Source organism: Pseudoalteromonas sp. S3260, assembly GCF_005886925.1.
GTDB classification, from domain to species: domain Bacteria; phylum Pseudomonadota; class Gammaproteobacteria; order Enterobacterales; family Alteromonadaceae; genus Pseudoalteromonas; species Pseudoalteromonas tetraodonis.
On sequence record NZ_PNCV01000123.1, the window covers coordinates 1 to 15,136 of the forward strand.

The following is a 15,136-nucleotide window of genomic DNA, read 5'->3' on the forward strand; positions in this document are numbered from 1 at the left end:
AAAGTCGCTTGGTGTTAACAATTTTGTCTGTAGTAGCTCATATCTAACCTTACAAATTAGATGAATAGGTTTAGATTAAATCTGACAGGCTGCTATGAGCTGTGAGATCAACTGGTCGATGCAACGCTATCCTTAAACAAGGGGGACGTTCGGCTAACACATTTCTGCCCCAAAACGTGTTGAGGCGAATGCCTCAAAAGAGCGAAAAGCAGACATTGACCGTTAATCGTTTCAACGACGGCAATTAGCCATACGTTGCATGTTTGCTCCCTTACTGGTTTTACGATATCCAAAACCGACATAACGACCATTAAGCAAATACCAAAGTAAAATAGGTATGTGCTCCAATCATATAGCCAAAGAGGATAAAGCGTTAATAGCACTGCTACAGGCCCTAGAATGCTGAAGACAGCTCTGGTATGGTTTTTATTTTTGTGCCAGTTGTATAAGTTTACCAATAGTTCCAAAGATGCAAAAATAGGTAAAAGCGTATTTACAGCTATTCCTTCGAAGTGAGAGAAGAAGCCTAGTCCTAATGCCGATGCAAGTGACCTTAATGCAGGGAGGCAGGCCGTGCCGCTAGCCAAACGCCACTAGAGCCTACTCTGTCTAATATTTTATTTATCATTTGAAAGTCTATTGGTTGATATTACCATCATTCTAAACTCCGTATACAAGTACGGAGTCAATCATTTTAATGAGTCAATTATGGGGCAATGTGTTGGATCTTCGTTTTGCATACAGGTATTTGTCATACCCACAATTACTTTCTCTAAACGTTGAAGGTCATTAATTTTGTCTCGAATGATTGCTAACTTTTGTCGGTTTAATAGCTCAACTTGAGCGCAGTTGCTGTCCATAGACATTAGCGATTTTATTTCTCTTAACGTAAAGCCGAGCGCTTTGGCTTTTGTGATAAACCTAAGTTGTCCTGCTATTGATTCGTCATATTGTCTATAACCAGATATTGGTTTTTCAGGTTGTGTAATCAGTCCTTCTCGTTCATAAAAACGAATGGTTTCTACATTTAAATTTAATGATTGTGCTAATTTGCCAATGGTTTTCATTATTGCCTTTGTGAATACTACTAATCTAAAGTTATATTTAGTTCAACTATCTAATGACTTGATAATGCCACAGACTTCAATTGTACCGTCAGACCCGCAAGAGCTTGCCATTAGTTTTAACTCTTTTTTGAGTGCATTCAATTCCTTCATTCGTTGATTAACTAAAGTTAGTTGCCGATCAATTAATGCATTTACACTAGAGCAACTCTCCTCTGGCTTGTTTTTTAATTCAATGAGTCGCTTAATATCATTAAGCGGAATATCTAAACTTCGACAATGCTTTACGAACTCTAGCTCTTTAAATGCCTTATTAGAATACAACCTGAAATTCCCTTCAGTGCGATCAGGATCTGACAGCAAGCCCTCCTTTTCATAATATCGGATGGTTTGTACTGAATACCCCGATGTTTTCGATAACTCACCAATTTTCATAAAATTTCCAAATAAACTTGACCCTATAGTCACTATAGGATTTATAGTTAGAGCATACAAGTTAATCGGAGATGAAAATGAGCGATTGTGGGTGTGAAGTTGAGCTAAAAGATAACCAGCAAAAAACGGTGCTTTATTGGCTTCTGGCTATCAATGCCTCGATGTTTGTTTTTGAAATTGGCTTTGGTTGGTTATCAGAATCAACGGCTTTAATTGCAGATTCGTTAGACATGCTAGCGGATGCAATCGTCTATGCAATTGCACTATACGCGGTGGGAAAGTCAATCCAACATAAGGCTAATGCTGCTTTAGTGAGTGGCTATTTCCAACTGGGGTTAGGCGTGCTAATTCTAATGGATATTGCTAGAAGGCTGTATGGTGAAAGTGAGCCTCACTCTTGGTTTATGATTGGCGTAGGCATGGTTGCTTTAGTTGCAAATGTGATTTGTCTCATCCTTATTCGAAAGCACAACAACGATGAAGTACATATGAGAGCTAGCTGGATATTTTCAGCGAATGATGTAATTGCAAATCTTGGTGTCGTTATCGCAGGCATACTCGTTATGGTGCTGAAACAGCGTTGGCCTGATATCGTCATTGGTAGCATCATTTCAATGTTAATTCTTCGAGGCGCTTACCGAATACTAAGCGATGCTAAACAAGAATTAGCTGTTGCTGAGAAAACACGTTAAACACCAAATGAAGATAAACAATCAACCTTTGGTTGTTCAAAGTAAGGAAACATCAATGAATAGCAAATATCTAGAAAAAACCAAGATAGTAAATTTTGAACACTCTACAATTCAATCATTAATTTCTGAGCGTAATTGGCAAGAACTCGATGACTTCAACAAAATTGGTGCAGCCTACCAATTTGTTAAAGATGAAATATTATTTGGTTACAATGAGAGTGATGATATTTCAGCAAGCAGTGTTTTAGCCGATGGTTACGGACAATGCAATACCAAGGGTAACTTGCTGATGGCTTTGTTACGAGGATTAGGTATTCAATGTCGTTTTCACGGCTTTACTATTGAGCAGCGATTACAAAAAGGAGCTATTCCAACTTATGTATTTTGGTTAGCACCTAAATATATCATTCATAGTTGGATTGAAGTTTATTTCAAGGATCGTTGGATAAACTTAGAAGGCTTTATATTAGATGAACAATATTTAAGTTCACTACAGCACAAATTTAGTCAAATAAAAAACGAATTTTGTGGTTATGGTGTTGCAACAAAGTGTTTCTCTTCGCCAGATACAGATTGGCGTGGTCAAGATACCTATATACAAAAAGAAGGTATTCATGATGATTTTGGTGTTTATAATTCCCCTGATGAGTTTTATCTCGAAAAAGGAACTAACTTATCAGGAATCAAACGTTGGATGTATCAACGAGTGATCCGTCACTTTATCAATTTTAACGTAGTCAATGTAAGAAATTTAAAAGTTCTTGAGGTGGAAAATGCACAATCATAGCCATAGCCATTCGCATGGAAAAGACGACCGTATAGGTTGGACATTTTTCCTTAATGTTTCATTTACTATTATCGAATTTATTGGTGGTTGGCTAACCAACAGTACCGCTATTATGGCTGATGCTGTACATGACCTGGGTGACAGTTTATCTATAGGATTCGCTTGGATACTGAGTCGTTTCTCGGATAAAGAAGCATCCGATAGATTTAGCTATGGCTATCGTCGTCTTACCCTGTTTGGCGCATTAATTAACAGTATTGTATTAGTTATTGGTTCTGTCTGGGTGCTATTTGAAGCAATACCAAGATTATCTAATCCTGAAATGCCAATGGCTGAAGGAATGTTGGGTCTTGCATTACTTGGGGTTGCTGTTAATGGGTATGCAGTATTTAAACTAAAAGCGGGTAAAACGCTGAACGAAAAAGTACTTACGTGGCATTTGCTTGAAGACGTACTTGGCTGGGTTGCAGTCCTAATTGTTTCTATCGTGCTGCTTTTTGTAGATCTACCAATATTAGATCCTTTGCTTTCTATAGGCTTTACACTGTTTATATTGTTTAACGTTTTGAAAAACCTGAAAACAACATTGGCACTATTTCTTCAAGCTACACCTGATGAAGAAGTGCAGAATAATATTGAAAAAGCGATAAAGGCTATACCTGAAATTAATGGGATTCATCATATGCACTTTTGGTCATTAGACGGGGAAAGTCACGTATTAACTGCTCACCTAGAGTTAGCCCATAACTTTGAGGTTGATAAATTAATTAGGCTAAAACAACAAGTGGCTAAGGAACTTTCTTCTTATAATTTATCTCATACAACCATTGAGTTTGAGTTTCCTCAAGAAACTTGCCGTGACGAGCATGAAAAACATGCGCATGGCTAGTTTAGAAAACCTTTTTTTGATATTATAATTTTTCATATTTAAGTAGGTGTTTATTTTGAAATTCAATGTTGCGTTAAAAATACTATTAGTCGTTTCGATTGTTTTGCAATCGTTAACTGCTGTTGTATCCGCAACACCTGAGAATCACCAAATAGATATAGAGCACCTTCAAATTCAACATGATCATGCAGATGATCGAAATGTCTCAAATGATAATGTAGGTGATGAGCAGCATAATGAAAAAGATTGTCATCACTGCGGACATTGCAGTGGCAGCCACTTATCTTGGATTTTAGTCAGTAATTCAAATACCACGGGCAAACTAAACATTATCAATAAAACGCCTTATCAAATTGATCAAACAAGTACCTTTCTTGAAGCGATACTTCGTCCGCCCATTTCTTAATTAGATTAATTTTTAATGACCTATTTATCCTTTAATAATGGATAAAGGTTTCGTGTTTATTAATTTTAAAATTAAGAATTTTTATGTATATATATTTAAAAAATGCAGGTTTAGTCCTGTCTTTATGTATGGCTGTGAGTTTTTCAGTTGCCACTTATGCCAAACAGAAAAGTATTTCATGGCTAGATAGTCAAATAAATAAAGATCCCGAAGTTGTTGCGGCTAAAGAGTTACTTAATGCAAGTAATCATAGAGCCAAGAGCTTAACTAAAGCCGTATATAACCCAGAGCTTGAAGCAAGCTATGAAAAAGAGGGTGATTTTGATAATTATTCTATTGGTATCAGTCAAACGATTGATTTTTGGGATAAGCAATCAGCAAATAAAAGCATTGGTGAAATTGGTGTTTATGCAAACCAGCAACAATTGTTATCTCTACTCGATTCTAAAAAGGCTAACGCTTTAACTGCAATAGTTAATTGGCAAGCAGCAAAAAAGGTGGCTCAGTTACTTTCAGTAAGAGAAAATCAATTACAAACGCTCGTTGGAATTATTGAAGATAAGCGAAAAGCAGGACTTTTAGAGCCACTTGACGCTGAACTGGTTTATTTAAACTTGTCCCAAGTTTTCAGTGAAATATCTGAGTCGCAAATTGCTTTGAAAAATGCAGAGGTAAATGTTCAGGAGTTATTGCCTGATTGGACGCCTAATACTACCAATTTGTTTTCATTTACTTTTGGAGCAACAAACTATTCATTTAACTCTCAGTGGGTTGAGGAACATCCAAAAGTTAAACTCGCTAGAGCGCAATGGAAGATAAAACAATCTAAAGCTCAACTAACCACTATGGAATCTAAAGCCAATCCAACCATTGGAGTTAACGCAGGGAAAAGTGGAGATGAAGACTTGATTGGCGTGACTTTCTCAATGCCTTTAAATATCAGAAATAACTATTCAGATACTGTTAAAGCCGCTTATTCAGAAGCAATTGCAGCAGAGGCTAACTTTCGGTCGGTTTATCGAAAGCAGTCATTTGAAGCAAAAGCTAATTATGAATCGCTTATTGTCAGTAAAAAATATTATGAGCAATGGCAAAAACTGACAAAAGGCAGATTAGATAGCAGCGAAAACTTATTAAATAAGCGCTGGGAAGCTGGTGACATTAATACTTCTGACTACTTACTTGCATTAAATCAACGTGCGGAAGGGCTTCATGCAGGAATACGTTTGGAAAATCAATTCAAGCTTGCAGAAATATCCTTCATTTTAAGTATGGGTCAGTTATCCAAATTTGAGATTTGAGCGCTTTGTTTTTTCAGTAGCGAAAAACGAAATCTTAAATTTATTAAAAATATAGGTTACAAAAATGAATACAGTAATTAGTAAAAAATTTTTAGCCGTAGTAATTAGCTGCCTGTTAGTTGGGTTTACTACAAATCATGATGCTTTTGCACAGTCGTCAGATGGAACTGGTTCTGTCACAAACGTTTCGAAACAAGAAGAAAAAGAACATCAAGATGAGCATGAACACGAAAAGGGACATGAAGAAGATAAAGGTGACCATGACGAGCACGGCCATGAAGGTGGTAATAAAGAGGGAGAAGAAGGACATGAAGAAGGTATCACTATTGATCCAAAGAAGATGTCGCTTGCTAACATTAAAGTGGAAAGTGTTAAGCCTGAATATCAATTTAGCACCGTATATGCACCAGGCGAAATAAAAGCTAATGGCTATAAAAGTTATGTGGTATCGCCACGTACAGAGTCAGTCATTATTAGTCGCCATGCAGCGCTTGGAGAGCATGTAGAAATAGGTCAGAAGTTAGTTACATTATTTAGTGAAGCAATGGCACAAGCACAGGCTGACTATTTAATCGCTTCAACCGAATGGCAACGTGTGAAAAAGCTGGGTAACAAGACGGTGAGTGAAAGTCGATTATTACAAGCTGAAACAACATACAATGCGAGCTATGGCAAGCTCATTGCTTTAGGGTTAACTGAAAAAGCAATAAATGGTATTTCTAACAAAGACATTAAAGCATTTGGACAATATGCATTAACGGCGCACCGTGAAGGTGTCGTGCTTCAAGACGACTTTATCCAAGGGCAACGTGTTGATGCTGGGGATTCAGTCATGTTGTTAGCAGATGAAAAACAACTATGGGTTGAAGCAAAAGTTTCTCCAAATAAAAAGCTAAATTTATCAATTGATTCTCCTGCGGTACTTAAATTAGAAGGCCAGAGTTACAATGCCAAAGTTATCCAAGAAGCCCATACAATTGACCCTATTACTCGTACTCGAATTATTAGGTTAGGAGTAGATAATTCGGATGATAATCTTCATTCAGGCATGTTTGTAAAAGTTTACTTTCAGTTTGCCACAAAGCAGAAAGTGATGGCTGTGCCAGAAGAAGCATTGATCCGCAGCGCAGATGGTGATTGGACAGTATTTGTCGAAGACCACCCTGGAGAATTTAAAGCTGTAGAAATAGAACTAGGCCGAGCCTTAGGTGGTTTTAGAGAAATCATTGGCCTTGATAGTGGAACGCGAATTGTAACTAAAGGCGCATTTTTTGTTGCGTCTGAAATCGCTAAAGGCGGATTTGATCCGCACAACCACTAGGGAGCAAGACTATGTTTAATAAAATAATAGATTGGTCTGTTAATAATAGACTCCTGATTTTGATTGCGCTGTTTGCCACTATGGTTGGTGCAGTTATGGTGATCCCAAAATTAAATTTGGATGCCTTTCCTGATGTTACTAATGTTCAAGTTGCTGTAAATACTGAAGCGCCAGGACTGGCTGCTGAAGAAGTTGAACAACTCATTACGTACCCCATTGAAGCGGTAATGTATGCCTTACCTGATGTAGAACAAGTGCGCTCAATTTCTAAAACAGGCTTGTCTGGCGTTACGGTTGTTTTCAAAGAAGGCACCGACATTTACTTTGCAAGACAACTCGTATTTGAGCGTCTTCAAGCCGCAAAAGAACTGATACCAGAAGGTGTCGGCACACCCGAAATGGGACCAAACACCTCTGGGCTGGGCCAAGTATTTCAGTATCTTCTTATTTCAGATAAAGGTGCAGGTTATGATGCTATGGCACTCAGGAGTCTCAATGATTGGGTAGTAAAGTTACTCGTTATGCCTGTCGATGGAGTCACTGATGTATTATCTTTTGGTGGTAATGTTAGGCAATACCAAGTCAATGTCGATCCATCTAAGCTCTTAGCATATGAACTAACGCAAGAAGACGTTGTTGGTGCCCTAGATAACAACAATGCGAATGTTGGCGGATGGTACATGAACCGTGGGCAAGAGCAGCTTGTGATTAGAGGCACAGGCTGGTTTGAGAGTGGTGAGGCTGGCATCAGTAATATCAAACAAGTTCCCGTTAAAACAGTAGATGGTACGGTTGTTACGGTTTCAGATATTGCTAAAGTTGAAATGGGCAGTGAAATTCGTCAAGGTGCTGTCACCATGACGCGCAAAACCGAAGACGGTAAAGTCGAAAATTTAGGCGAAGTTGTCTCTGGCATTGTCTTAAAACGCATGGGTTCAAATACTAAAGCCACCATTGATGGTATCAATGCAAGAATTCCATTAATTAATCAAGCATTGCCAAAAGGTGTTCGCTTTGAGCCTTTTTATGATCAGGCTGATTTGATTGAAAAAGCGGTAAATACAGTGGTTGATGCACTATTACTAGCATTTATTTTCATCTGTATTGTATTAGCACTATTTTTAATGAATTTACGTGCAACCTTCTTGGTATTAATATCTATTCCAATTTCAATTGGTATCGCGTTAATGATCATGGCTTGGTGGGGCATTTCTGCAAACCTTATGTCACTGGGTGGCATAGCGGTCGCTATTGGTATGCTTGTAGATGGCTCAGTGGTTATGGTTGAAAATATGTTTAAACATTTAAATAGACCTGACGCGACACATTCGAAATCGGTAAAGGAACGTGTTCCAACTTCTGACGCAGATCCGCACGATGTAGAACACGATGAGCACGGCATTAAATTACGTCTGCAAAATGCAGGTAAAGAAGTGGCTCGTCCCGTCTTTTTTGCTGCCTCGATTATTTTAGTCGTATTTGCGCCATTGTTCAGCTTTGAAGGGGTTGAAGCAAAGTTATTCCAACCTATGGCAATAAGCATCATCTTAGCCGTTGTATCTGCGATTGTGGTTGCGTTGTTTATCGTACCTGCACTGGCAACTTATTTATTTAAGTCAGGTGTAAAAGAGAGGGAAAGCTTTGTTCTTAGGCCATTAGACAAACTCTACAGAAAAGGGCTTACATTCGCACTAAAACGCACCAAGTTAGTCATTTCAGCCGCACTTATATTAGTTTTCTCTGCCTTTGCATTAGTTCCATTAATTGGTACTGAATTTGTACCTGAGTTAGAAGAAGGGACGATAAACTTAAGAGCAACGCTGGCACCTTCTTCCAGTTTAGATACCGCGCTCACTGTGGCACCAATTCTAGAAGAAAAACTAATGGCTTTTCCTGAAGTAACCTATGCATTAAGCCGAATTGGTCGAGCCGAAATAGGTGGAGATCCAGAGCCTGTGAATAACATAGAAATTTACATAGGGTTGAAGCCTGTTTCTGAGTGGACCAGTGCATCTAATCGATATGAACTTCAAGGGAAAATGGAGAGATCTTTAGAGGAGTTTCCTGGCTTACTACTAAACTTTTCTCAACCTATTGCGACTCGTGTTGATGAGTTACTATCTGGCGTAAAAGCTCAGTTGGCGATAAAGTTATTTGGCCCTGAGTTAGACGTTTTAGCAGCTAAAGGACAAGAGATCGAAGCGGCTATAAAGAGTGTTGATGGTGCAAGAGATGTTGCTCTTGAGCAAATTGCAGGTGAAGCGCAACTTGTCGTAAAACCTAATAGGCAAGAGCTATCGCGCTTTGGACTTTCAGTTGTTGATATAATGGAAGTTGTGCGAGATGGTATTGGAGGGGTTGAAGCTGGACAAATCATCAAAGGCAATGAACGTTATGATATTTACGTGCGTATTGAAGAAGAGTACCGACAAAATAAGGAAGCTATTTCAGATATTCGAATTCAGTCACCAACAGGCGCCTGGGTACGCTTAGGTGATGTTGCAACTGTTTCATTTGAATCAGGTCCTCCTCAAGTAAGGCGCGATGATGTTCAAAGGCGTGTCGTTATTCAAGCAAACGTTCAGAATAGAGATATGGGTAGTGTAGTAGCCGACATCAGAAAAGTTATTGCTGAGAAAGTTGACCTACCTTCAGGTTACTCGGTAGCAATAGGTGGCCAATTCGAAAGCCAGCAGCGTGCTCAAAGCAGACTAGCTATCGTTGTACCTCTATCTTTAGCGCTAATTGCATTGTTACTTTACTTTGCTTTTGGCTCTGTTGGTCAAGCTATGCTGATATTGGTCAACGTGCCGCTTGCTGTAATTGGCGGAGTTTTCTCCTTATATTTATCTGGACAATACTTGTCTGTACCAAGCTCCGTTGGCTTTATTACCTTATTTGGTGTAGCGGTATTGAATGGGGTCGTTATGGTAGAAAGTATCAACCAACGTATTAAAGACGGTCTAGAAGCATCTAAAGCCGTTTTTGAAGGCGCTACTTCAAGATTAAGACCTGTACTTATGACTGCTATAACATCAGCTTTAGGTTTGATACCGATGTTAATGTCTAATGGTGTTGGTGCAGAAATACAGCGCCCATTAGCGAGTGTTATTGTTGGCGGCTTGGTAACTGCAACACTGTTAACATTATTTGTTTTACCTGTTTTATATCGCTGGTTTTCAGAGAAAAAAATAAAAGAGCTATCCAGATAAAATTACTGTGAACTCTAACCCCACGCTAAAGTCACGTTTAGCGTGGGGTTATTGAGTAGATGAACGAAAAGAAAGATTAGATTTAACAATAAACTAATAGTCATGACTGCTTTGTCGGAATATTTGTCGTTAAACAGGCCAAAGCTAACTTCCGCTTTCGTATCTTTGCAGTCTTAATCTCTATGTGTCTCAAGGTCGGATTATGGCACAGACTGTGTGAAAACTCTGATCACCTTTTGGTCTAAGTATGTTCTGCTTATGATCTATTAATCTATACATTTAGTTCACTTAATATACTGATATTTATATAATTAGACTATTGATTCAGTTGAGGGTTGAGGCAGTATGTCAAAGTTTATAAGCGGTGAAAGTCGTGACCAATCAACGTTATTTCCAGAATCGTTGGAAGACTACGTCAGTGAAGATAATACGGTCAGAGTGATTGATGTTTTCATTGAGGAACTAAATCTAGCTGAATTGGAGTTTAAAGGGTTAACTTTAAAGTCCACAGGCCGCCCTAAGTATCATCCAGCCACATTATTAAAACTGTATCTTTATGGTTACCTCAACCGTATTCAATCATCCCGCCGATTAGAAACCGAATGCCAACGCAATATTGAACTGATGTGGCTACTTGGTAAGTTGGCACCCGACTTTAAAACGATTGCTGATTTTAGAAAAGACAACGGAGATGGTATAAAAAATGTGTGCAAAACGTTTGTTGAAGTCTGCCGTCGTCTGAATATGTTTGAGAAACCAGTTGTTGCCATCGATGGTAGTAAGTTTAAAGCTAGCAACAACAAAGGCAATAATTTTACGCCAAGCAAAGTTAAATTCCACATCGACCGAGTCGAAAAGAATATTGAACGTTACCTTGAATTACTTGATGAAGCCGATAAAGAGCAAGCTAACGTCACAAAAATTAAAGCCACAAAAGATAGGCTAGCTGACTTTCGCAGCCAGTTAAAAAAACTACACGAGATTAAAGAACAAGTTGAAGCTCATCCTGACAAGCAAATATCCACTACTGATCCTGATTCACGTTTAATGAAAACTCAAGGTTTTACAAGAGTTGTGAGTTATAACGTGCAAAGTGCGGTTGATACCAAGCACCACCTTATAGTGGCGCATGAGGTGACCAACGTGCCAGATAGAGGCCAGCTTGCGTCAATGACAAAACTCGCACAAAAAGCATTGCGCAAGGAAGATATAAGGGTATTAGCAGATAAAGGTTACTTCAGTCAGCCCGATATAAAAGATACTATCGATTTGGGTGCAGAGCCAATCATGCCCAAGACGGATACATCGTCCTCTGAAAAGAAAGGGATATTTAACCGCTCACTCTTCAAATACGATGCAAATAAAGATATTTACTTATGCCCCGCTGGTAATGAACTTCAAAATCGAATGCAGGTATTTGAGCAAGGTAAATACCTTGATGTTTACTTCAATCACATTGCTTGTCGAGATTGTAAAATAAGAAGTCAGTGCACTAACTCTAAAAAAGACCCTAGGCGAATAAGGCGGTGGGTGCATGAGATTCTGACAGAAGAAATGCTTCAAAAGCTAAAGAATGAACCTGAATTGATGCTTCATCGCAAGCAAACTGTTGAGCACCCCTTTGGCACAATTAAACTCTGGATGGGAGCTACCCACTTACTAACACGAGGTTTAAAAAGCGTGGGGACAGAAATAAGTCTTCATGTCCTAGCTTACAACTTCAGAAGAATGCTCACAATTATGGGAGTTAACGGCCTAAGTAAAGCAATTAGAGTAGCGTTGCCATAGCAGTTTCGCTCGCGCGGAGAAAATTGCGATACTGAGAAAAAATCGATCGCAACCATCTTAAATGGTTTCAAACTAAGAACATACCCAAGACAATTTATTAAAAATTAGTTTTCACACAGTCTGGGCACGTGCCAGACTCTAACTTCGAGTCTGGCTTAGGTTCAAATTTAAGCATCGATCTGTTCTGATACTTCTAACGCATCATCAACTTCTATTCCCAAGTACCTGACAGTGCTCTCTAGTTTTCTATGGCCAAGTAGAAGCTGACAGGCTCTTAAATTTTTAGTTTTTTTGTAAATTAGTGATGGTTTGGTACGTCTCATTGAATGAGTGCCATATTGAGTCTTATCTAACCCAATTGAGGTGACCCAAGAGTCAACTATACGTCCATATTGACGGGTTGAAAGGTGTTCAGAGGAATGAATTCGTGACTTAAACAAGTAATCATAAGAATTGAGAGTAAATTGCTCTATGAGCGCCACAATTGATTTCCTTGTATTTCCAGTAATTTCAAATTGAACAGGCATACCAGTCTTTTTTTGAACGACTATTGCCCGTGATTGGATTGCTTTACCATGTGCAATGTCATTAACTTTTAGTGAAACTAAATCACACCCTCTTAGTTTGCTATCTATGGCTAGGTTAAATAGTGCTAGATCTCTTATTTTATGAAAAAGTTCCAGTCGTATTCGGATAGCCCATATTTGCTGTAATTTTAGAGGTAACTTTTGTCCTACAAGCTTATTTTTATTCCAAGGCTCTTTAGGCTGATATATAGTTAACTGGTGCATTAGTTGTACTCCGGTGTTTATGGAGTTTTAAGCTTAGCTCGCTACAAAAGAATTCGGGTATGAGCGATAAGCGGTCATTGAAAAGTTAAATTTAATTCTGTTTCTATGAGTAGGTGCTTAATTTTATTCGAAACGCCGTTTTAGTATGTTCCAGACCACCACAATGCTGTTTAATAAGCTGCTATGCGTACAGGAGTGTCCATGACTAAATATCTATACTTAATTTTTCTTCATTTATAATTGCTTAATGGTTAAACATTAGGTTTAATAATACACAATAAAGGCTGAGTAACGCAGGGATAGCTTAGATACGATAGACACGCCAGTAAAGTTGGCTTGGTATCGCTCAGGCCATAAAAACAAATTCCCATAGCATAAACAACACCAAATCTCACATACCGAGCAGATAGCGCCTCAGCCTAACAAGCGACTATGTAACACAAACAGTGTGTCGCATAAATACTAAAATGTTATGTACTGACACTCATCCAAAATATATATCAAGACAAACTAAGGAAGTAAAATGAACAGTCAATTTGAGCACTTTTTATTAGGCAATAAAGAATGGAACTGGTCTTATGATAAAATATTTACTAAACCAAATATTCCATCAAAAAAACTCAAAAACGCGCTTGGATACGCTTCTGGAGTTAATCCTAATGATGTATTAATACTTATTGATGATACTGTTTTTGGAGGTGCCAAGGATGGCATGTTAGTGACTAGGGATGCTTTATACTGTCATGAAATAATGACTCCCATGAGAAAGATTTGTTTAGGTGATATCAAAGAAATTGGAATGGCCGGAAAATCACAAATTCTAGTCAATAAACAAAACTTTTTTAAAGGCAATATAATAGAACACTTTGCTCTTTTAACTATTACGGCTCGTATCAATTCAGTTTTAAAAGAAGTGTATGGAACTGGTGAAGATGAGACTCAAATAAAGAAGCATTCACGAGAGAATAATATTAATGAGCAGCCTCTTAAACATGATTCCCTCGCATCAAACAATTCAAGTTTAAAGCTGAAGAATGAAAATTATACAATTCACGAACAGCCAGTTGCTGTTAAAGATTTTGGATATCCGCAACAAGATATCAATTCACTATTTTTTATAAAGTATGAGCAGGATATTTTAATAGAACTAAAGAGTCTTGGGTTACCAGAAAAACATTTTATTTTTTCGCGTAAAATACTGGAACTATCAAAATCTATATCTCTTGATTTTAATAATTCTAAACACTTTGATGGTAATTTAGTTAGAGTAATTAATCATGATGTCGTTATTTTGACAGCATTTAATTGGTGTTATTATGCAATTAAAAATATTTTAATATCAAATGAGTTTAACGATATACAGATACAAAATATCACAGAACCGCTGCTGATTATTCCAGTTCATTATATAATGTATAAAAATTCAGCATCTTTTAATACGCTTGCAGCAAAAGCTAACCCTCAAAAGGTTTTAAAAGAAACAAAAGAGTATCAAGATTTTCAGTCTATTGGTTTTGGTTATTCAAAAGCATACGAGTTAAGAGGACTAGTAGATGGATCGTTAAAACATTTTCCCCAAGAAATCATCGGTAGTTTAAATGATGAGCACACTATGTTCTTCGACTACTTATGTGAAGAAGGGTGTAACGGGATAGCTCAGCTAGAACAATATTGTATAGAATATGCTACAAATTCTCATACTCGTTGTGAAGCATTGTTACTTGAGTTGTTGAGTTAAATAGTATCTTCAGTCGGCAAGTACAAAGAAATTTACGCCCCAAGGGGACGGGATTTGAGCAGCTAAGATTAAAGCTTGGTATATGATTTGAAACACATGCTTAAACGAAACTAAAACAGTGGGTTATGTTTCTCTATGCTACACATTTTAACCCACTATTTCTGTCCACTTAATGCGGCGTTGAGACTGTAGAATTACTAAAAAGTGGAAAGTAACGGATAATTTTTGTATTCATACAGCCCGTAATATTCACTTTCTAGTGGATTGTTCCCTCAGTCTTCACGTAGCAACGCAATTTGAGGCTATATTTTTAATGGATTCTGAGGCTGTTTTCTCTAAAATAGAAATTCTACAGGCTCGTTACCAATGTCCGCTGCTGGCACAAAGCACGCATTCGTCCTAACTCATTTCTGTCCATCGACGATTTATCAATATAACTCACCTTTGCCCCAAAGTGAGTTAACATAAATACCCTAAGGGCAGGTTTAATATTAAATAGCTCTATCGTTTTCTTAGCGAGTGTTAAGTGGCATGTAAGTAGTCTCGAAAAGCATCAGATATAGAAAATTCATGCAAAAGTGAAGTATTGAGTGCTCCTATTCTTAATGGCTCAGATATCTCTTCCCAAGCAGAGGATATTGATTTTAAGTAGGGCTTATCTTCTTTCCTATTAATTAGTCCTTTGATCTGTTTGGCTTGGATTGGGGTGTTT

Annotated in this window: 14 protein-coding genes; 9 read left to right on the forward strand and 5 right to left on the reverse strand. The window is 37.9% G+C overall.

The annotated features are described in order from the left end of the window. Nucleotides 1–107: 107 nt before the first annotated feature. The 3 genes from CWC14_RS16015 to CWC14_RS16025 all read right to left on the reverse strand — a co-directional run bounded on the left by CWC14_RS16015 (nucleotide 108) and on the right by CWC14_RS16025 (nucleotide 1,499). Nucleotides 108–587: a MerC family mercury resistance protein gene (locus CWC14_RS16015; protein ID WP_249928764.1), complete on the reverse strand. Its 480-nt coding sequence runs from the start codon at nucleotides 585–587 to the stop codon at nucleotides 108–110. A 102-nt stretch (nucleotides 588–689) separates the two neighbouring features. Continuing rightward, entirely contained in the window at nucleotides 690–1,067 is a 378-nt protein-coding gene (locus CWC14_RS16020) for a MerR family transcriptional regulator (protein WP_004588890.1), read from the reverse strand. Between the two features lie 42 nt (nucleotides 1,068–1,109). Then, on the reverse strand, nucleotides 1,110–1,499 hold the full coding sequence (locus tag CWC14_RS16025) for a Cd(II)/Pb(II)-responsive transcriptional regulator (RefSeq protein WP_004588889.1): 390 nt from the start codon (nucleotides 1,497–1,499) through the stop codon (nucleotides 1,110–1,112). Between the two features lie 77 nt (nucleotides 1,500–1,576). On the opposite strand from CWC14_RS16025, the gene CWC14_RS16030 reads away from it, so the two are divergent. From CWC14_RS16030 to CWC14_RS16065, 8 genes are all read left to right on the forward strand, one after another. Continuing rightward, nucleotides 1,577–2,191 (forward strand): cation efflux transmembrane domain-containing protein, encoded by a 615-nt coding sequence (locus CWC14_RS16030; RefSeq protein WP_004588888.1) that lies wholly within the window; start codon nucleotides 1,577–1,579, stop codon nucleotides 2,189–2,191. A 55-nt stretch (nucleotides 2,192–2,246) separates the two neighbouring features. Next, on the forward strand, nucleotides 2,247–2,978 hold the full coding sequence (locus CWC14_RS16035; RefSeq protein ID WP_004588887.1) for a transglutaminase-like domain-containing protein: 732 nt from the start codon (nucleotides 2,247–2,249) through the stop codon (nucleotides 2,976–2,978). Beyond that, the gene (locus tag CWC14_RS16040; RefSeq protein WP_004588886.1) at nucleotides 2,965–3,867 is read left to right on the forward strand and encodes a cation diffusion facilitator family transporter; all 903 of its coding nucleotides are present in this window, start codon (nucleotides 2,965–2,967) and stop codon (nucleotides 3,865–3,867) included. The genes CWC14_RS16035 and CWC14_RS16040 overlap by 14 nt, the downstream gene beginning before the upstream one ends. A gap of 46 nt (nucleotides 3,868–3,913) precedes the next feature. Then, complete coding sequence (locus CWC14_RS16045; RefSeq protein WP_235190303.1) at nucleotides 3,914–4,273, forward strand: hypothetical protein; 360 nt, start codon at nucleotides 3,914–3,916, stop codon at nucleotides 4,271–4,273. 83 nt (nucleotides 4,274–4,356) lie between these two features. Beyond that, the gene (locus tag CWC14_RS16050) at nucleotides 4,357–5,574 is read left to right on the forward strand and encodes a TolC family protein (protein ID WP_008468875.1); all 1,218 of its coding nucleotides are present in this window, start codon (nucleotides 4,357–4,359) and stop codon (nucleotides 5,572–5,574) included. A 64-nt stretch (nucleotides 5,575–5,638) separates the two neighbouring features. Beyond that, nucleotides 5,639–6,895 carry an efflux RND transporter periplasmic adaptor subunit gene (locus tag CWC14_RS16055; RefSeq protein ID WP_138563862.1) on the forward strand — a complete coding sequence of 419 codons (1,257 nt, stop codon included), beginning with the start codon at nucleotides 5,639–5,641 and terminating at the stop codon, nucleotides 6,893–6,895. 11 nt (nucleotides 6,896–6,906) lie between these two features. Beyond that, nucleotides 6,907–10,107, forward strand: coding sequence for an efflux RND transporter permease subunit (locus tag CWC14_RS16060; RefSeq protein ID WP_069439204.1), 3,201 nt, complete (start codon nucleotides 6,907–6,909; stop codon nucleotides 10,105–10,107). A 345-nt stretch (nucleotides 10,108–10,452) separates the two neighbouring features. After that, entirely contained in the window at nucleotides 10,453–11,895 is a 1,443-nt protein-coding gene (locus CWC14_RS16065; protein ID WP_138563864.1) for an IS1182 family transposase, read from the forward strand. Nucleotides 11,896–12,062: 167 nt separating this feature from the next. On the opposite strand, the gene CWC14_RS16070 is transcribed toward CWC14_RS16065, so the two are convergent. Next, nucleotides 12,063–12,686: a tyrosine-type recombinase/integrase gene (locus tag CWC14_RS16070; protein ID WP_004589486.1), complete on the reverse strand. Its 624-nt coding sequence runs from the start codon at nucleotides 12,684–12,686 to the stop codon at nucleotides 12,063–12,065. 523 nt (nucleotides 12,687–13,209) lie between these two features. Here CWC14_RS16070 and CWC14_RS16075 point away from each other — a divergent pair. Continuing rightward, entirely contained in the window at nucleotides 13,210–14,424 is a 1,215-nt protein-coding gene (locus CWC14_RS16075) for a hypothetical protein (protein WP_138563866.1), read from the forward strand. A gap of 522 nt (nucleotides 14,425–14,946) precedes the next feature. On the opposite strand, the gene CWC14_RS19445 is transcribed toward CWC14_RS16075, so the two are convergent. Continuing rightward, a partial coding sequence (locus tag CWC14_RS19445) for a hypothetical protein (protein WP_212746560.1) occupies nucleotides 14,947–15,136 on the reverse strand: 190 nt, incomplete at its 5' end.

Bases quoted from the DNA above. Each gene is read 5' to 3' on its own strand.
- CWC14_RS16020 (WP_004588890.1), bottom strand. From the start codon at position 1,067: ATGAAAACCATTGGCAAATTAGCACAATCATTAAATTTAAATGTAGAA.
- CWC14_RS16025 (WP_004588889.1), bottom strand. From the start codon at position 1,499: ATGAAAATTGGTGAGTTATCGAAAACATCGGGGTATTCAGTACAAACC.
- CWC14_RS16030 (WP_004588888.1), top strand. From the start codon at position 1,577: ATGAGCGATTGTGGGTGTGAAGTTGAGCTAAAAGATAACCAGCAAAAA.
- CWC14_RS16035 (WP_004588887.1), top strand. From the start codon at position 2,247: ATGAATAGCAAATATCTAGAAAAAACCAAGATAGTAAATTTTGAACAC.
- CWC14_RS16040 (WP_004588886.1), top strand. From the start codon at position 2,965: ATGCACAATCATAGCCATAGCCATTCGCATGGAAAAGACGACCGTATA.
- CWC14_RS16050 (WP_008468875.1), top strand. From the start codon at position 4,357: ATGTATATATATTTAAAAAATGCAGGTTTAGTCCTGTCTTTATGTATG.
- CWC14_RS16055 (WP_138563862.1), top strand. From the start codon at position 5,639: ATGAATACAGTAATTAGTAAAAAATTTTTAGCCGTAGTAATTAGCTGC.
- CWC14_RS16060 (WP_069439204.1), top strand. From the start codon at position 6,907: ATGTTTAATAAAATAATAGATTGGTCTGTTAATAATAGACTCCTGATT.
- CWC14_RS16065 (WP_138563864.1), top strand. From the start codon at position 10,453: ATGTCAAAGTTTATAAGCGGTGAAAGTCGTGACCAATCAACGTTATTT.
- CWC14_RS16070 (WP_004589486.1), bottom strand. From the start codon at position 12,686: ATGCACCAGTTAACTATATATCAGCCTAAAGAGCCTTGGAATAAAAAT.
- CWC14_RS16075 (WP_138563866.1), top strand. From the start codon at position 13,210: ATGAACAGTCAATTTGAGCACTTTTTATTAGGCAATAAAGAATGGAAC.